Origin of the sequence: Mesorhizobium qingshengii, from assembly GCF_900103325.1 — a bacterium.
Lineage (GTDB): Bacteria > Pseudomonadota > Alphaproteobacteria > Rhizobiales > Rhizobiaceae > Mesorhizobium > Mesorhizobium qingshengii.
Genome location: NZ_FMXM01000022.1, coordinates 47,310 through 62,928, shown reverse-complemented (window position 1 = coordinate 62,928; position 15,619 = coordinate 47,310). Strand labels below are relative to the sequence as shown.

Below are 15,619 nucleotides of genomic sequence, written 5' to 3'. Positions count from 1 at the left end.
TGCATCATTCCGCAAAGCGGTTCAAGGCTTGATCGCATCCCGACCGCCAGCGACCTTGTAACCACCACCAGAGATGGTCCCGATCTTCTCCTGATTTGATGATTTGCGTCAGGACATCCCCCGCGCGGGGGATGCCGCGAATTCCGCCTTGGACGATTGTCGCGGCGTCGCGATTCGACATCGAACGGCGACTATTGCCCTGCTTGCATGGCTGGACTGAACGACGGATGACGGGCAACAGCATGCTCAGGATCTTGCGGATCACGCCGCATTTCTACCGGACTGGCAAGTGGCCGATCGGATTCGATCCGGTCGGCGGATTGCAGAACCAGTCATGGACGATCGCGCAAGGCATGGACAGGGCCGGCGCAGCCCAGACGGTTCTGACCACCTACATTCCCGGCAGCCCAAGGCGCGTGCAACTGTCCGCGACGATGCGGGTCAAATGCACCGGCTTCTGGCTGCCGGAATTCCTGGCCGGCCCGTTGCTCTGCTTCAGCTGGTTTCTGGGCGCGATACCGGAGCTGCTTCGGGCCCGACACCGCTATGATGTCGTCCACATCCATTTCAACCACTCGATCTGGTGCAGGATCATCGCCGTCATCGTCAGCAGGTTGAAGATACCGCTTGTCGTGTCGATGAATACGCAGCTGTGGTCCGGGCTCCAGAGTGCGCTTCGGCTGAAGGGCAAGCCTTACGACATCACGCGCTGGCTCGAAAAACTGGCTTTGACGTCGGCCGACCGGGTCGTCGCGCTGACCGAGACATTTGGCAGGAACACGGCGAGCGAGTTGGGGCTTGATGCCTCGCGTGTCGATGTGATCCCCGACGCGGTCGATGTCGACGCTTTTCGACGGCCGATCGCTCCGTCGGCGCTCAGAGCTTTTCGAGCCGAGCACGGCATCCCCGAAGGGCGGGCTATCGTCAGTTTCATCGGTCGGGTCAGCGCGGAAAAGGGCTGGCGGGATTTGCCCAAGCTTGTCGAGCGCCTGTCCGAAAAAGGCGCGTTTCTTTTGATCTGCGGGGACGGCCCCGACCGCCGCAAGCTTGAAGCGGCGCTGGCCGCGATTTCGCGACCAGGCTGGTGGGCCATTACCGGATTTGTCGCTCCGAGCGAGGTCAAGAAGGCACTCAAGATTTCCGACGTCATGATCCTGCCGTCAAGGCGCGAAGTGTTTGGCAGCGTCCTGCTCGAAGCGATGGCGGCAGACGTGCCGGCGGTTGCCTATGCCGTCGGCGGAGTGGCTGACGTGGCCGGCACTCCCGAGGCATTGGCACTCGTACCCGAAGGACGGCGAGAGGAGTTCGCTGACCGTACGCTCCAGCTGCTTGCCGATGGCGAAGCAAGGGATGTGCTGGTTGCGCGAGGGCATCGGCGGGTAAGAGATTTTTCGCTGGATTCGGCGGTCGCGCTCAACCTCGATCTCTATGCTTCGGTTCTCGCTGGCTCGAAGAACGGATCCCGACATCCGATCGAGATTCTGGCTTTGCAGGAGGACGGCGGCCCGCCGGATGGTGCTTGATCAATTTTGTCACCACCCGCAGCCACGGCTATACCGTTCGCCATCTGGTCAATCAGTTAGGCAATGCGCGCCGCTGGAGTTACGAGCGCCTCTTCCGGCAGAAGGAACTGCGTTCCGGCACCTGGGTGTTCACCGATCACGAGCGGCTTTCGAATTTCGAGATCGCATTGGCTGCCAAGGTCGCAAATCGGCTCGAGCGCGGCGGGGCCCGCGTTCTCAATCACCCGGCCCATGTGCTGAGCCGCCATGATCTGCTGAAAGCCCTGAACGCGGCAGGGATCAACCGCTTCTCGGCCTGGCGTTGCGAAAGTCGGCCACGCCCGAATTCCTTCCCCGTCTTCATCCGCAACGAATTCGATCATCTCTCCGCCGACCTCGAGTTGATCGCGGATCAGCCAGCGCTTGACGCAACGCTGAGCCGGATGCGGGAAAACGGCATACCTTTGGCCGGCAAGCTGGTGATCGAATATGCCGGCCAGGAGGTGAGTCCCGGCGTCTGGCAGCGTTTCGCCACGTATCGCGTCGGCCATCGGCTGATCGCTCATCACAATGTCGTCGATTTTCGCTGGGCGGCCAAGGACGTGCAGGACAAGCAGCGTTTGCTTGCCCACCCGATGTTCGAGACATTCCTCGAAAACGAGCGCCGCTTCGTCGAAGGCAATATGCATGAGGGCGTGCTGCGCCAGGCCTTCGACCTTGCCGGCATTGACTATGGGCGCGCCGATTTCTCGCTGGTCGACGGGCGTCCACAGATATTCGAGATCAACACCAATCCGGCGCACGGCCCCCACAACACAATCTATCGGGAAACGCACCCCCAAAGGGTCGAGACCCAGAGACTCGCGGAAGACAGGCTGTACGCGGCATTGCGGGATGCGAACCTGCCGGCCGGTGCCCGCATCGCTCTCGACGATCCCGCCCTGTGTCCACAACAGGCGTTCAGAAGACTTTTTACGGGGTTGAAGCGTGCTTGACCTCGCCGCACGAAATTCCAATCGGCCGATCCTCCTCGAGGCGACCGATCGCTTCGATTTTGGTTCCGACGAATATCGGCGGCTATTCCCCAATGCATCGGCGTCGGCTTTCCAGCACCCGGACTGGCTCACGGCTTTCTACCGGAATGTCGCGCCAGCGCATGACGCCGAGCCGCTGGTGGTCACCGGCCGAGATAGCGGCGGCGAACTCCAGTTGCTCGTCCCGCTGGTCCGGCGCAAGAGCGGCGATGCCGCCGGCTCGATCGAATATGCCTCTCTCGGCGTCACCGACTACGTCTGTCCGATCCTCGCCACGGGCATAAGGGTTGGCCAGCAAACCGCGCAGCATTTTCGCGATGTCCTTGGTCTCCACGCAGGCCTGAAAATCGGACCCGTTCATCATAGCCATCTGCATCAATGGCGTTCGCTGCTGGGGGTCGAACCATCCACGCTCGACTTCGGCGCGCACGCCGTGCGCTACGGTTCTCCCTATTCCGAATGGCGCAGGATCAACCTTCGCCCCCGACGCGCGGCTGGGCTTGACCGCAAGGCGCGCAAGCTCGCCGAAGCCGGCGGGCTGCAGCTGGAACTGGTCGCGCCGGGCGACGTGCGTCAGGCGCTGATCGCTGCGCGTGACTTCCGCGCTGGACGCTTTCGGGGCGACCCGCTGCAGACGGCACACGGCCTCGAGTTCTATATCGACGTGGCCACGAACGGTGCACGTTCCGGCCTGGCGCGAACCTATCGCCTCGCCTCGAAGGATGGTCCGGTCGCCTTTGTCTTCGGGTTGGTCGATGGCGAATGCTTCCGCTACATTCTGCTTGCCTGCGATTACGGCTCTTATGCGCGCTATTCTCCGGGTTTCCTCGTGCTCGACCATGTGATGGCAGAGTGGGCAGCCGACGGCGGCACCATCTTCGATTTCACCATCGGTGACGAACGGTTCAAGGCCGACTTCGGCTGCAGCCGCACGACGATGCACGAGTTCCGCCTGTGACAATCCTGCCGCCCCTGCCATTGGAAATCAGCGGCGTTGCCACGCGCCGCCTTGCTGTCGTTATCCCGGCCAGAAACCGCCGCGAAAGCCTGCCGCGCACGCTGGCGTCCGTTCTTTGCAGCCCGCGAGTGGATATCGAACTGGTGGTGATCGACGATGGATCGACCGACGGGACCGACGACTATCTGGCGTCCCTCGATGACCCGCGCCTCTCATGGCGCCGCATGCCGACGCCGGCCGGCGCCAACCGGGCTCGCAATGAGGGCGCGGCACTGTCGCGTGCACCGCTCATTGCCTTTCTCGATTCCGACGACGCCTTCCGCCCCGGACGTATCGACAGACTGATTGGCTTCTTCGACGAGAACCCAGATATCGCCTGCACCATAGACGGCTTCAGCGACATTTCGGACAGCACCGAACGTGTACACCGATTGCCCCGCCTGACACCCGATGGAGAAAAACTGCGGCAGCTTTTGCTGTGCCACTGCATCCCGCTGACCAATTCAACCGTCACCGTTCGCCGCGCGGCCTTTGGCGCGATCGGCGGCTACGATCCGGACCTGCGCCGTCATCAGGATCGGGAACTGCTGCTGCGGCTGGCGGGGCAGTACCGCATCGCTTTCGGCACTGCCACCGACGTCCTCAAATATCGATCGGCGAACTCGATCTCACGCACCCATGCCGGCTACATAAGGGGGCTGGACGATTTCGTCGCCCGCTGTCCCGACTATCAATCTGCAGGCTACGGGCCGATCCTGAGCTATCTGACGATACGCGGCGCGCTGAAAGCGGCGGCGCAAGGCCATTTCGGCACCGCGCTGGCCGAAGTGAAGGCTTGGCGGAAGGCTGGCAACCTGCCGGGCGGCCTTCACGTGTTACCCGGCTATTTCATGGGACGTCGAAAAAGACACCTGTTGGAACAAGGCCTCGATCAGCTGCCGGCCACGACATCGGCCGAATAGCGCAGTTCGCGCAACGGTTTGACCTTGCTGGTGGTCTGCGCATAGAGCGGGTGCGCCTTGTAGGCTGCCAGCGCGGCGTCATCGGCGAACTCCGCGTAGACGACCACATCGACCTCATCCGACAGGGGATCCACCTTGGTGTTCAGCGTCACCTCGAAGAGGCTGGAATGGGGAATGCTGCCGAGCGCCAGCAGGCCCGTGCGCACCGCCTCCACATCCTCCTTGCGCCGCGCGCTGAAGAAAACAATGTGCCGGATCAACCCCGCCTCCTCGATCGAAATGCCGGGGTCTTTTGTGATGGTAGAACGGTCACGTCAACCGACAACGATGTCGCGGCGGCGGTCGGGCGGATGGGCGCTAGATCTTGCCGGTCACGTATCGCACGACGTGCGTTACGTCCCTGACCGTCAGGTCGAGATACCGGCCCTGATTGTAGAGGCCATCCCAGATCAGGAAAAACGCGACGGCGGCAATGACGATTACATAACGCATGGCTAAAACTATCGCACAAGCGCGGTTGCAACCATAGGCGTTTTTCGTGCGTTCGGCCTGTGCTGTGCTAAAGGCAGATCCAAGCCGGCGATCGCCGGCCCATTGGCACAGCCCAGCTCGCAGGCTGCCTCTTGAAGTTCCCCCTCATGACGTGGAAGATTGTGGCGGGGATTCACTGGGAAGCGCTGAAGCTCTGGTCAAAGGACGCGCGCTTTCGTTCGAGCCCGCACGTCGCCGAACCGGTCAACTGCCGGGAACAGGCAACGGCGTTCGAACCTGGCGAATGAACCGCGAGAAGAGGAGGTCGGCAATTTGTGCCGACACCGCGGAAGTCCGGGGGCATGCGATGGCTTACAAGGAACATCATGGCGCAGCGTCGGGCGACGCGGTCAGGCTGGATGAATTCAATTTCGCCGAGATCGTCAAGGGCCTGCCGGCCAAAGCGCGCATGGTGCTGTCGGCAGCGATGAACCTGCCGCGTGGTACGCTGAAGGTCAGGATGCCGGACGGCCGCGCTGTCCTCGTCGGAGGCAAGGGACCCGGCCCCGAAGCCGAACTGGTGCTCAAGAACTGGCGCTTGCCCGGCCGCGCCTTTTCCGGCGGTACGATCGGCGTTGCCGAATCCTACATGGACGGCGATTGGGAAAGCCCTGACGTTACCAGCTTCCTGGAGCTGTTCGTGGTGAATTCGGCCATCGGCGAACGCGTCGCCGGCGGCGCCAGCTGGCTCATCAACACCGTTCAGCGCATTCGCCACTGGTTCAACGAGAACACACGCACCGGCTCGAAGCGCAATATTTCGGCGCACTACGACCTCGGCAACGCCTTCTACAAGGAATGGCTCGACCCGAGCATGACCTATTCCTCGGCGCTCTACGCGACCGGTGCCAACGACCTGGAGGGCGCCCAGGCCGCCAAATATCGCGCCCTGGCGAAGGACACGGGGATCGGCCCGAAGGACCACGTGCTGGAAATCGGCTGCGGCTGGGGCGGCTTCGCCGAATTCGCGGCGCGAGAGATAGGCTGCCGTGTAACCGGGCTGACGATCAGCCGCGAGCAGCACGACTTCGCCAAGGCACGCATGGAAAAGGCCGGGCTTGCCGACAAGGTCGACATCAAGCTGCAGGACTATCGCGACGAAACCGGCACCTACGATCGCATCGCGTCGATCGAGATGTTCGAGGCGGTCGGTGAGAAATACTGGCCGGTGTTCTTCGGCAAGATGAAGGCCTGCCTGAAACCCGGCGGCACCGCGGGCCTGCAGATCATCACCATCAACGAAGCCGCTTACGACACCTATCGCGCAAGGCCGGATTTCATCCAGCGCTACGTTTTCCCCGGCGGCATGCTGCCGACCCCGTCGATCCTCAAGGCGCTCGGCAAGGATCATGGCCTTGCCCATCTGCGCGAGCGCGTATTTCCCGATGACTATGCGCGCACGCTCGCCGAGTGGCGCCATCGCTTCTGGGCATCTTGGGAGAAGATCGTTCCGCTCGGCTTCGACGACCGCTTCAAGAAGCTCTGGGAATTTTACCTGCACTATTGCGAAGCCGGCTTCCGCGCCAGCTACATCGACGTGCGCCAGGTGGTCTACAAGGCGTAGATCCACACCGTGACGGCGTGGAAACGAGCTTGCGCAGCCCGTTTCCTGCGCAGTTGGTTTCTTGAGTTCCACGGTGCAAAACCGCCCCGCCCCCACGCTCTCGGATGGCAGCGATCAGAGAAGGATGCGGTACTTCGCGAATCCTGCCTCGCCTTCACCCGCCGGTTCGATCTTCAGCGATTTCACCTCAGTTATGAAATCCTTCGCCTTGGCGCCGGTTTCGAACACGACGCTGGTTCCAGGCAGCGGCGCGAATGACCAGTTGTCGTCCGCCGACGGGTTGATCGTGCCCTGGCTTACGATGTAGCGAACGATGACGTCACGATTGGTGTCCGGCGCCTCATAGATGATCTTCGAGGCATTGATGTCGGGGAAATTGCCACCGCCGCCGGCACGATAATTGTTGGTCGCGACGACGAATTTCTGTTTCACATCAATTGGTTTTCCATCGAACATCAAGTCGATCACGCGGTTGGCGCCGGCATTCGCCAGCCCGCCCTTGGCATCGTATTTCGGCGGCTGCGAGAGATCGATCTTGTAGGTGACGTCGTCGATGACGTCGAAATTGTAGGATGGGAAGTCTGTGTTGATGAGCGCCTGGTCGGCCTTGCCTGGCTCGATCCTGTTGAAGATGCCGGCAGACATTTCCAACCATTCCTTGACCTCGGCCCCCGTGATTTCGACGGCCCGCACGGTGTTCGGATAGAGATAGAGATCGGCAACGTTCTTGATGGCGATGTCGCCTACCGGCACATCGGTATAGTAGTCGGCGCCGTTGCGTCCGCCTACCTTGAAGGGAGCGGCGGCCGACAGCAGCGGCGCATCCTTCCATCGCGTGTTCTTGAGAATATCCCTGAGGTACCAGGTCTGCGCCTGGCTGACGACCTGCACCGACGGATCGTCGGCGACCAGCGCGAAATAGGAATAGAGTGGGGCAGAGGTCTTGCCGACAGGGCGGCGCACATAGGCCAAGGTCGCCTGGTGGTCCTGCTCGAGCGCCGCGATAATGCGCTTGTCGTCGGGAACCGTCGGCTTGTTCTTGTTGTCGACGCGCTCGAAGATCGGCCGCGCCTCGGAAGTCGCGGAAACGACCTTCCATTTCGATCCGTCGCGTTCCAGCATCAGGTCGACCAGCCCCATATGCGAGCCCCAGAAGCCGCCCATGACGGCGGGTTTGCCCTGCAGCGTGCCTTTCTGCGTATCGACGCCCTCGAGCGACTGGAAATCCTTCTTGCTGGGGAAAACCAGGTGCTGGTGGCCGGTGAACACCGCATCGATGCCATCGACGCCGGCCACGAAGAACGATGCGTTCTCCATCATGTCGCCCTGCCTCACGTCGATACCGGAATGCGAGAGCGCGATGACGATGTCGGCGCCCTCCTCCTTCATCTGCGGCACCCAGGCCTTGGCCGCCTCGACGATGTCGCGCGTCTTGACGTTGCCCTCGAGATTCTTGAGGTCCCAGACCATGATCTGCGGCGGCACAAAGCCGATGATGCCGATCCTGATCGGCTGTTCGGCGCCCGAGCCATCCTTGATCTTCTTGTCGAGGATGACATAGGGCTTGAGGTAGAGCTTGTCGTCGCGCGGGTTGGCGGCAAGCTCGGTACCACGGATAAGGTTGGCGCAGACGAAGGGGAAATTGGCGCCGGCCAGTACCTTGTCCAGGAACGACAGGCCGTAATTGAACTCGTGGTTGCCGAGCGTCGAGCACTCGTAGCCGAGCAGGTTCATGCCTTTCATGATCGGATGCAGGTCGCCGTCCTTCAGGCCCTTCTCGTAGGCGATGTAGTCGCCCATAGGGTTGCCTTGCAGCAGGTCGCCATTGTCGATCAGCATCGCATTGGCGGCTTCTTTGCGCACCGCATCGATGAGGGAAGCCGTACGCGACAGACCCATCGTGTCGTTGGTTTTGTCGGCGTAGTAATCATAGGGCAGCACGTTCACATGGATGTCGGTGGTCTCCATGATCCTGAGATGCGCCTGATTGGCCTGCGCGCGGGCGGAGAAGGGATGAAGCACGATCAGCGCCCCTGTGGCTGCGGCGCCAGCGAGGAAACCGCGGCGGGAGACTGGGTGGAGCAGTTGCGGCATGTTTTCTCCTTCTTCGAATACCTGACGCCCTGCCCCGAAGCGAACTTCGCGCCGAAATCAGCTCAAGTCCACTCAAGAAGTCGCGCGCATCAGAGCGTCAGTCGATCAGCACCAGATGACGCGCGGATGAATGGGACAGTGAAGAAAACTCAGGTCTTGTCGTCGTCGCCTTGCGTGATCAGCCGGGCGCTGCGCTGGCCCGTCACATAAATCCACAGCCAGCTCAATGAAACCGCAAGCCGGTTGCGAAAGCCGATCAGGAAATAGATGTGCGCGATTCCCCACAGCCACCAGGCCGCCCAGCCGGTCAGCTTGATCCAGCCGAAATCGATCGCCGCGGCGCGCTTGCCGATGGTGGCGAGATCGCCGTCATGCCTGTAGCGGAATGGCCGCGGGCTTGCGTCTCCGGCAAGCCGCGCCCTCAGCGTCGCAGCAACATGCTTGCCCTGCTGCTTGGCGGCGGGCGCCACGCCGGGAACGGGGCGCCCATCGGGCCGCAGCACGTGCGCGGCGTCGCCGATGACGAAAATCTCCGGACTGCCGGGTACAGTCAGGTCGGGCTCGACGAGCACCCTGCCCGCCCGATCCGCCGCCGCTCCGAGCCATTCGGCGGCAGGCGACGCGGCAACGCCTGCGGCCCACAGGATGGTCCTCGCCGCCAGTTGCTTGTCGCCAAAGACGACGCCCTCGGCATCGCAACGCGTGACGGCCCGGCCGAGTTCGATCGTCACGCCGAGCCGTTCGAGCGCCTTGCTGGCATAGTCGGAAAGTTTTGGCGCGAAATTGGCAAGGATTCGGTCGCCGGCCTCGATCAGCACCACGCGCGTCTGCTGCGTGTCGATGTTGCGGAACTCGCCGCGCAGCGTGTCGTGCGCCAGTTCGACGATGGTGCCGGCCAGTTCCACGCCGGTCGGCCCGCCGCCGACGATCGCCAATGTCAGCAACGCCTGGCGTTTGGCGGGATCGGTTTCCCGCTCGGCCTGCTCGAAGGCCAGAAGAATACGGCGCCGGATCGTCGTGGCGTCCTCCAGTGTCTTCAGGCCCGGCGCGAACGGCTCCCATTCGTCGTGGCCGAAATAGGCATGACGAGCGCCAGTGGCCAGCACCAGCGTGTCGTAGGCGACAGCGCTGCCGTCATCGAGCAGCACGCGATTGCCGGCACGATCGACGCCGGCGACATTGGCAAGCAGCGTCGTCACGTCCTTGCGCTTGCGCAGGAGGTGGCGGATCGGCCAGGCGACCTCGGACGTGGCCAGTGCTGTAGTCGCCACCTGGTAGAGCAGCGGCTGGAAAAGATGGTGGTTGCGCTTGTCGATCATGGTGATGCGCACCGGAGCGCCTGATAGCCCGCGGGTAAGTTCGAGGCCGCCGAACCCCGCGCCGACAACGACCACGTGATGGCTGGCCTGGTTCACTTCATTTCACCCTGACGGTAAGAATGCTTGTCTTAGATGTAGGTATTTTTGTGCAATGCAGCAACAGAGGGACGGTGCCCGGGACTCGCCGTCCCATGTCGTGAATGCACAAGTTATATCGTGTCGCGAGGTATAGCGTCATCCAACACGCTATGAGGTGACGCATGGCCAACGATCATGACGACCAAGGTCCGGCGCAGTATTCTTCGCCGCCTTGCTTCATGCATGAACTCGATCCGGAATTCCGGGCGCCGCTATCCGACTGGACCGATGTAAGGCGCTGGCGCAAGGCCGAGCGCGAACGCCTGATCGCGGCGCGGCTGGCGGTTTCAGCCGATGCGCGAGCGGCAATGTCCCAGCGAATTGCCGAAGGGCTCGACGCGATCATCGGCGAGATCGCCGGTCGCATGGTCAGTCTTTACTGGCCGTTTCGCGGTGAGCCGGATTTGCGGCCATGGATGGCATCCGTCAATGAGCGCGGCGGCCGCACGGCGCTACCCATCGTCGTGGAGAGAGGCCAACCGCTGATCTTCCGTGCCTACAAATCCGGTGACCGGTTGGAAAAAGGCATCTGGAACATCCCGATACCGGCCGAGGGCGACCCGGTTCTGCCAGATATCGTCATCTCGCCGATCGTCGGCATCGATCCGGCAAATTATCGCCTGGGCTATGGCGGCGGCTTCTTCGACCGCACGCTGGCCGCCGTGCCGTTCAAGCCGCTGGTCATCGGCGTCGGCTACGAACTCCAGCGTATAGCGACCATCTATCCGCAGCCGCACGATATCCCGATGGATCGGGTCGTCACCGAGGCCTAAGAGCGCCGCGCAGCAGCGCAAATGTCTCGTGACAAAAATCCGACTTGGTCGACAAATAACATGACCTTTGAGCGGACCATGCTGTTGAGGACTATTTCGACATGCGCTCTGGGCGGATCCAACGGTCGCTCAGTCGCTCTTAGACTGGCTGCTTCACAACGGATGATAGGATGATCGGACGAACTTTAGCGGCTGCCCTTGCCATTGCGTTTTCCTTTTCGCCTGCGCATGCGCAACTACAGCATCGTTTGCCGAGCGGCTATAAATGGGGCCGCTGCCTGCTTGTTGTTGACGGTCAGACCCGCATATCCGGAAGATGCTCCTATCAAATCGAGACGGGCGGCGATTTTAATATCCAGGGGCCTCGGCAAGTTTTTGCAGGTATCGACTATCCTGATACGCATAGTGGGGCCGGTGAAATGTCCGAAGATTACTGGGCAGTTGTCTACAAGGACGGTGATGTTTGGGACGGCTATGCGAACTCGGACATTAGGGAAACTCACGGTGATGAACGTTGGGCAGACCTTCGCCGCGAAGGCGCATGTTATGTTGGAAAGGACGTCCGGGTGTGCCTCTGGCGTTAAGCCATCTCCGGCTTCATGCCCATGGCCGTGCGGTCGACGATCTCACGCAAGGCGAATGACGAGTTGATCTTCGTCACATGCGGCATCGCCGACAACCATTCCTTGTGGATGCGCTCATAGTCGACTAGGTCCTTTGCCGCTATGCGCAGGATGTAGTCGTATTCGCCCGACATCAGATGGCAGGACAGCACGTTGGGGCAGCGCTTGATCGCCGCCTCGAAATCCGACAGCGTCTTCTCGAACTGGCCCGACAGCGATATGTGCACGATCGCCGTCATCTGATGACCAAGTGCCGCATTGGACAGCCGGGCGTGGTAGCCGCGGATGGTCCCGGATTTCTCCAGATTGTCCAGCCGGCGCGAACACGCCGACTGCGACAGGCCAACCTTCTCGGCGAGCGCCGCGTTGGGTATCCGACCATCCTTCTGCAAAGCCTCAAGAATAGCGATATCAATCCTGTCGAGCGGCATTTTTCGTGAATCCTGCGAAAATATGGCTGTTCCGCGCAATAATTATCGAAACTTGCCCATGCGCGCAAGCGCATTCGCAAACACATGCGCAGCGATTCATGGTTCACTCCGCCAATACAGGGAACGAGCCCAAAAGGGCCGGATCAGGAGAAGAAAATGCGCGTCGGCTGCCCCAAGGAAATCAAGAACCACGAATATCGCGTCGGCCTCACGCCCGGCTCGGTCCGCGAATATGTCGCTCATGGCCATGAAGTGCTGGTCGAGACCGGTGCCGGTGCTGGTATCGGCGCCGATGACAATGCTTACCGCGCCGCCGGCGCCACGATTGCCAAGACCGCTGCCGACGTGTTCGCCAAGTCGGACATGATCGTCAAGGTCAAGGAGCCGCAGCCCAATGAATGGGCGCAGCTTCGCGATGGCCAGATCCTCTATACCTATCTCCACCTGGCTCCGGATCCGGAGCAGACCAAGGGGCTGCTCGCTTCCGGCGTCACGGCAATCGCCTACGAGACCGTGACCGACGACCGTGGCGGCCTGCCGCTCCTGGCGCCGATGTCGGAAGTCGCCGGACGCCTGTCGATCCAGGCCGGCGCGACGGCGCTGCAGAAGGCCAATGGTGGCCGCGGCGTGCTACTCGGCGGCGTGCCGGGCGTGCTGCCCGGCAAGGTCACCGTGCTCGGCGGCGGCGTCGTCGGCCTGCATGCCGCCAGAATGGCGGCGGGCCTTGGCGCCGACGTCACCATTATCGACCGCTCTATTCCGCGCTTGCGCCAGCTGGACGACCTCTTCGCGGGCCGTGTCCATACCCGCTACTCGACCGTCGAGGCGCTTGAGGAAGAATGCTTCTCGGCCGACATCGTCGTCGGCGCCGTGCTCATCCCGGGCGCCGCCGCGCCGAAGCTCGTCACCCGCGAAATGCTGTCCGGCATGAAGAAGGGCTCGGTGCTGGTCGACGTCGCCATAGACCAGGGCGGTTGCTTCGAGACCTCGCACGCGACGACTCACGCCGAACCCACCTACGAGGTCGATGGCGTCATCCACTATTGCGTCGCCAACATGCCTGGCGCGGTGCCGGTCACCTCGGCCCATGCGCTCAACAACGCAACGCTGCACTACGGCCTGCAACTCGCCGACAAAGGCCTGAAGGCGCTGGTCGACGACCACCACCTGCGCAACGGGCTCAATGTCCACAAGGGCAAGATCACCAACCGGGCGGTCGCTGAGGCGCTTGGCTACGAACTGGTCGAGCCGAAATCTGTCTTGGCTGCCTGATCTCACCCAGGAAAACCTCCTCCTGTCAGCCCGTCGGCTATGCCGGCGGGTTTTTTCTTGCGTGCAAAGCGCAGGCAACAAAAAAGCGGAGCCAAAGCCCCGCTTCCTAGGTATCGAGATCTCCCGCCGGTTCATCCGCGGTCGGCAAATCAATCGACCATCGCTTTCTATCGCGACTATGCGACGGGAGTAAGACAGCCTCTCCAGCCCGCCATCTTCGCCTCACGCGCGCTCGATGCGGCACTGGTAGCAATTGTTGCGCGCCGAGCGGACATGGAGGTAGGCGATATCGTCGCGTTCGAACAAGGTCTCGGCTCGCGCGGTAATTGCTCCGGTCGGGATAACACCGCCGCTGCCATAGACGATGCGGTCGTCCCTGCCATAGCCGCGCACGATGTAGTCGGGGCTTTCGAGAATCTCGGGCAACTCCTCGCTCTGGGCGGCGCGTTCGCATTCTTCGGCATGCAGGAAGATTGGCCCGGTTTCGGCATAGGGCTGAGGGTCCGGAAATGGCCGGTACGCCAGGATGAGAAAGGCGTCGCCAGCGGCGATGTTCTTCAGACAGTGCCGGCAAGGCATGCCGTCACCATCTGAAATCTGTCGCTCGGGCGTGTGGCCGTAGGCATCCGGGCCGCCGAACTGCAGGGCCCTGACATCTTGGGTCGGCAGAGCTTTGAACTGAATGGTCATGGTGAAAATCTCCGGTGTCGTTGACCAGAAATTATGCGCTAAGGCCGATGCTTCCCACCCGATTCCTGCCAAGTATCGAAGCGCCGATGGCATTGGCAGCCGGTGCCGATCGATCTCTCGATGGATCAGCGACCTCATCAATGACGAAGCCGGCTAATCAATATGTCACGGCCGCATCACGCTGGCCGAACGCTCGGCGAAAGGCAGCGGATGCACGATCTCCTTCTTCTGCGCCACCGGAGCAAAGCCAAGCTTCTGGTAGAGCGGCAGCGCCGCCGGATGATCGAGCGTGCAAGTCTGCACCGCCACCCGCTTCGGCCCGTACGACCATGCGGCGGCAATCGCAGCACCGAGAAACCAGCGGCCGATGCCTTGCCCGGTCGCATGTTCCATCATGCCGAAATAGGCGAGTTCCACCTCATCCGGCAAATGTGGCTTGAGGTCGAAGAAGCCGGCCGGCGCGCCATCGAGATAGAGCACCCTGATATCGCGATCCTCGCGGTGGATGCCGGCCGCAAGCTCGTCGTCATCCAGCCTCAGTACATTGACCCAGTGCCATTTGCGCCCCACCCGGTCCATCAGGTAGCGGTAGAAATGCAAGGGAATGTCCTTGGTCTTCAGCAGCGCGATCTGACGGTTGTAGGGCACCGGCGGCGAATAGGCCGGCGGTACATGCATCTCGAGAAATGTCACGGTGACTTCGATGTCTTCCAGCACGCCGTTGTCCATCGTCGTCATTCCTTGCCGGTCACAACAGGCGTGTCGGAGAGCCCGCCCCACTCCGCCCATGAGCCGTCGTAAAGCCTGTTGTCGGTATGGCCGAGCGTTTCCAGCGCCAGTGTGACCACCGCGGCAGTGACACCGGAGCCGCAAGACGTGACGACAGGCTTAGAGAGGTCGATGCCGGCCTCCTCGATAACCTTGCGCAGACGGTCCTTTGACAACAACACGCCGTTTTCCGACAGCGCCGAATAAGGCAGATTGCGCGCGCCCGGCATATGGCCGGAACGGACGCCGGCGCGGGGCTCGGGCTCGGTGCCGGCAAAGCGGCCCGGTCCACGGGCATCGGCGATCTGGCTTTCCCTGGTGTCGACGATCCGGCGCATGTCGGCGAGGCTGGCGACGCGACCCGCGTCGAAATCGGCATGGAATACGCATGGCGCGATCTTCGTGGGCTCGGCCGTTACCGGCCAGCCGGCCGCCTTCCAGCCATCGAAGCCACCGTCCAGAATATAGGTCTGGAAAACACCCATCACGCGGAACATCCACCACGCCCTGGGCGCGGAGAAGAAGCCCGGGCCATCATAGACGACGATGGTATCATCGGCCGAAACCCCCATCGCACCGACATACTGTGCAAAATGCTGCGGCGACGGCAATGTGTGCGGCAGAGCAGAATCGGGATCGGAAACCGCATCCTGATCCAGGAACCGAGCGCCCGGAATGTGCGCCGCCTCGTATTCGGCGCGCGCGTCGCGTTTTTGCGCAGGCAGATACCAGGACGCATCGATGATCACCAGGCCAGGCTGGCCGAGGCGCGTCCGCAGCCAGTCCGCGTCGACGGTGAAGGGGCTATCCTCGGCCATTCCTGTTCTCCTGCTTCGTCTTCGGCAAAACTCTGTTTAACTTGACAATCTGGACGCGTTGCGCGCGCGATATTCGGTTTGGATACGCGGCATGATCAACTGCGGCAGTCCGTTGATTCTGATTGTTTTCGTGTTTCGTGGC

The 15,619-nt window shown here is 62.0% G+C and carries 18 protein-coding genes; 9 read left to right on the top strand and 9 right to left on the bottom strand.

Annotated features, from left to right (window positions below; genetic code table 11):
- Positions 1-4: 4 nt before the first annotated feature.
- A complete protein-coding gene (locus BLS48_RS35780) occupies positions 5-265 on the bottom strand; it encodes a hypothetical protein (protein WP_167365264.1) in 261 nt (86 codons plus the stop codon).
- Between BLS48_RS35780 and BLS48_RS27440 the strand changes: the two genes are divergently transcribed.
- From BLS48_RS27440 to BLS48_RS27425, 4 genes are read left to right on the top strand one after another with little or no spacing between them, the layout of a single operon-like run.
- Positions 243-1,523 carry a glycosyltransferase gene (locus BLS48_RS27440; protein ID WP_167365263.1) on the top strand — a complete coding sequence of 427 codons (1,281 nt, stop codon included), beginning with the start codon at positions 243-245 and terminating at the stop codon, positions 1,521-1,523. The genes BLS48_RS35780 and BLS48_RS27440 overlap by 23 nt on opposite strands.
- A complete protein-coding gene (locus tag BLS48_RS27435) occupies positions 1,520-2,497 on the top strand; it encodes a hypothetical protein (RefSeq protein WP_091584696.1) in 978 nt (325 codons plus the stop codon). Before BLS48_RS27440 ends, BLS48_RS27435 begins: the two co-directional genes overlap by 4 nt.
- Positions 2,490-3,494, top strand: a complete 1,005-nt coding sequence (locus BLS48_RS27430; RefSeq protein WP_091584694.1) for a GNAT family N-acetyltransferase — start codon at positions 2,490-2,492, stop codon at positions 3,492-3,494. The genes BLS48_RS27435 and BLS48_RS27430 overlap by 8 nt, the downstream gene beginning before the upstream one ends.
- Complete coding sequence (locus tag BLS48_RS27425; RefSeq protein WP_208604676.1) at positions 3,491-4,456, top strand: glycosyltransferase family 2 protein; 966 nt, start codon at positions 3,491-3,493, stop codon at positions 4,454-4,456. Before BLS48_RS27430 ends, BLS48_RS27425 begins: the two co-directional genes overlap by 4 nt.
- Here the strand turns inward: BLS48_RS27425 and BLS48_RS27420 are convergent.
- Together BLS48_RS27420 and BLS48_RS36620 are read right to left on the bottom strand one after the other, a co-directional pair.
- Positions 4,426-4,716, bottom strand: coding sequence for a Dabb family protein (locus tag BLS48_RS27420; protein WP_091584690.1), 291 nt, complete (start codon positions 4,714-4,716; stop codon positions 4,426-4,428). The two genes, BLS48_RS27425 and BLS48_RS27420, sit on opposite strands and share 31 nt — an antisense overlap.
- Before the next feature lie 97 nt (positions 4,717-4,813).
- Entirely contained in the window at positions 4,814-4,948 is a 135-nt protein-coding gene (locus BLS48_RS36620) for a hypothetical protein (RefSeq protein ID WP_280142549.1), read from the bottom strand.
- A gap of 77 nt (positions 4,949-5,025) precedes the next feature.
- Here BLS48_RS36620 and BLS48_RS27415 point away from each other — a divergent pair, with 77 nt between their 5' ends.
- Entirely contained in the window at positions 5,026-5,235 is a 210-nt protein-coding gene (locus BLS48_RS27415) for a DUF1365 family protein (protein WP_091584688.1), read from the top strand.
- Positions 5,236-5,294: 59 nt separating this feature from the next.
- Positions 5,295-6,551 (top strand): SAM-dependent methyltransferase, encoded by a 1,257-nt coding sequence (locus BLS48_RS27410; RefSeq protein ID WP_091584686.1) that lies wholly within the window; start codon positions 5,295-5,297, stop codon positions 6,549-6,551.
- 114 nt (positions 6,552-6,665) lie between these two features.
- On the opposite strand, the gene BLS48_RS27405 is transcribed toward BLS48_RS27410, so the two are convergent.
- On the bottom strand, positions 6,666-8,645 hold the full coding sequence (locus BLS48_RS27405) for a bifunctional 2',3'-cyclic-nucleotide 2'-phosphodiesterase/3'-nucleotidase (protein ID WP_091584684.1): 1,980 nt from the start codon (positions 8,643-8,645) through the stop codon (positions 6,666-6,668).
- A gap of 149 nt (positions 8,646-8,794) precedes the next feature.
- Entirely contained in the window at positions 8,795-10,060 is a 1,266-nt protein-coding gene (locus BLS48_RS27400) for an NAD(P)/FAD-dependent oxidoreductase (RefSeq protein ID WP_091584682.1), read from the bottom strand.
- Positions 10,061-10,224: 164 nt separating this feature from the next.
- Here BLS48_RS27400 and BLS48_RS27395 point away from each other — a divergent pair, with 164 nt between their 5' ends.
- Both BLS48_RS27395 and BLS48_RS35215 read left to right on the top strand, forming a co-directional pair.
- The gene (locus tag BLS48_RS27395) at positions 10,225-10,875 is read left to right on the top strand and encodes a 5-formyltetrahydrofolate cyclo-ligase (RefSeq protein ID WP_091584680.1); all 651 of its coding nucleotides are present in this window, start codon (positions 10,225-10,227) and stop codon (positions 10,873-10,875) included.
- A gap of 170 nt (positions 10,876-11,045) precedes the next feature.
- Positions 11,046-11,459 (top strand): hypothetical protein, encoded by a 414-nt coding sequence (locus BLS48_RS35215; protein WP_143019519.1) that lies wholly within the window; start codon positions 11,046-11,048, stop codon positions 11,457-11,459.
- Here the strand turns inward: BLS48_RS35215 and BLS48_RS27390 are convergent.
- Positions 11,456-11,929, bottom strand: a complete 474-nt coding sequence (locus BLS48_RS27390; RefSeq protein WP_013531467.1) for an Lrp/AsnC family transcriptional regulator — start codon at positions 11,927-11,929, stop codon at positions 11,456-11,458. The two genes, BLS48_RS35215 and BLS48_RS27390, sit on opposite strands and share 4 nt — an antisense overlap.
- A gap of 156 nt (positions 11,930-12,085) precedes the next feature.
- Between BLS48_RS27390 and ald the strand changes: the two genes are divergently transcribed.
- Positions 12,086-13,201, top strand: coding sequence for an alanine dehydrogenase (gene ald / locus BLS48_RS27385; RefSeq protein ID WP_091584678.1), 1,116 nt, complete (start codon positions 12,086-12,088; stop codon positions 13,199-13,201).
- Between the two features lie 222 nt (positions 13,202-13,423).
- Here the strand turns inward: ald and BLS48_RS27380 are convergent, their stop codons facing one another.
- The 3 genes from BLS48_RS27380 to sseA all read right to left on the bottom strand — a co-directional run bounded on the left by BLS48_RS27380 (position 13,424) and on the right by sseA (position 15,477).
- Positions 13,424-13,891 carry a DUF1203 domain-containing protein gene (locus BLS48_RS27380; RefSeq protein ID WP_091584676.1) on the bottom strand — a complete coding sequence of 156 codons (468 nt, stop codon included), beginning with the start codon at positions 13,889-13,891 and terminating at the stop codon, positions 13,424-13,426.
- Positions 13,892-14,056: 165 nt separating this feature from the next.
- Complete coding sequence (locus BLS48_RS27375) at positions 14,057-14,620, bottom strand: GNAT family N-acetyltransferase (protein WP_091584674.1); 564 nt, start codon at positions 14,618-14,620, stop codon at positions 14,057-14,059.
- A gap of 5 nt (positions 14,621-14,625) precedes the next feature.
- Complete coding sequence (gene sseA, locus BLS48_RS27370; protein WP_091584673.1) at positions 14,626-15,477, bottom strand: 3-mercaptopyruvate sulfurtransferase; 852 nt, start codon at positions 15,475-15,477, stop codon at positions 14,626-14,628.
- Between the last annotated feature and the right edge of the window lie 142 nt (positions 15,478-15,619).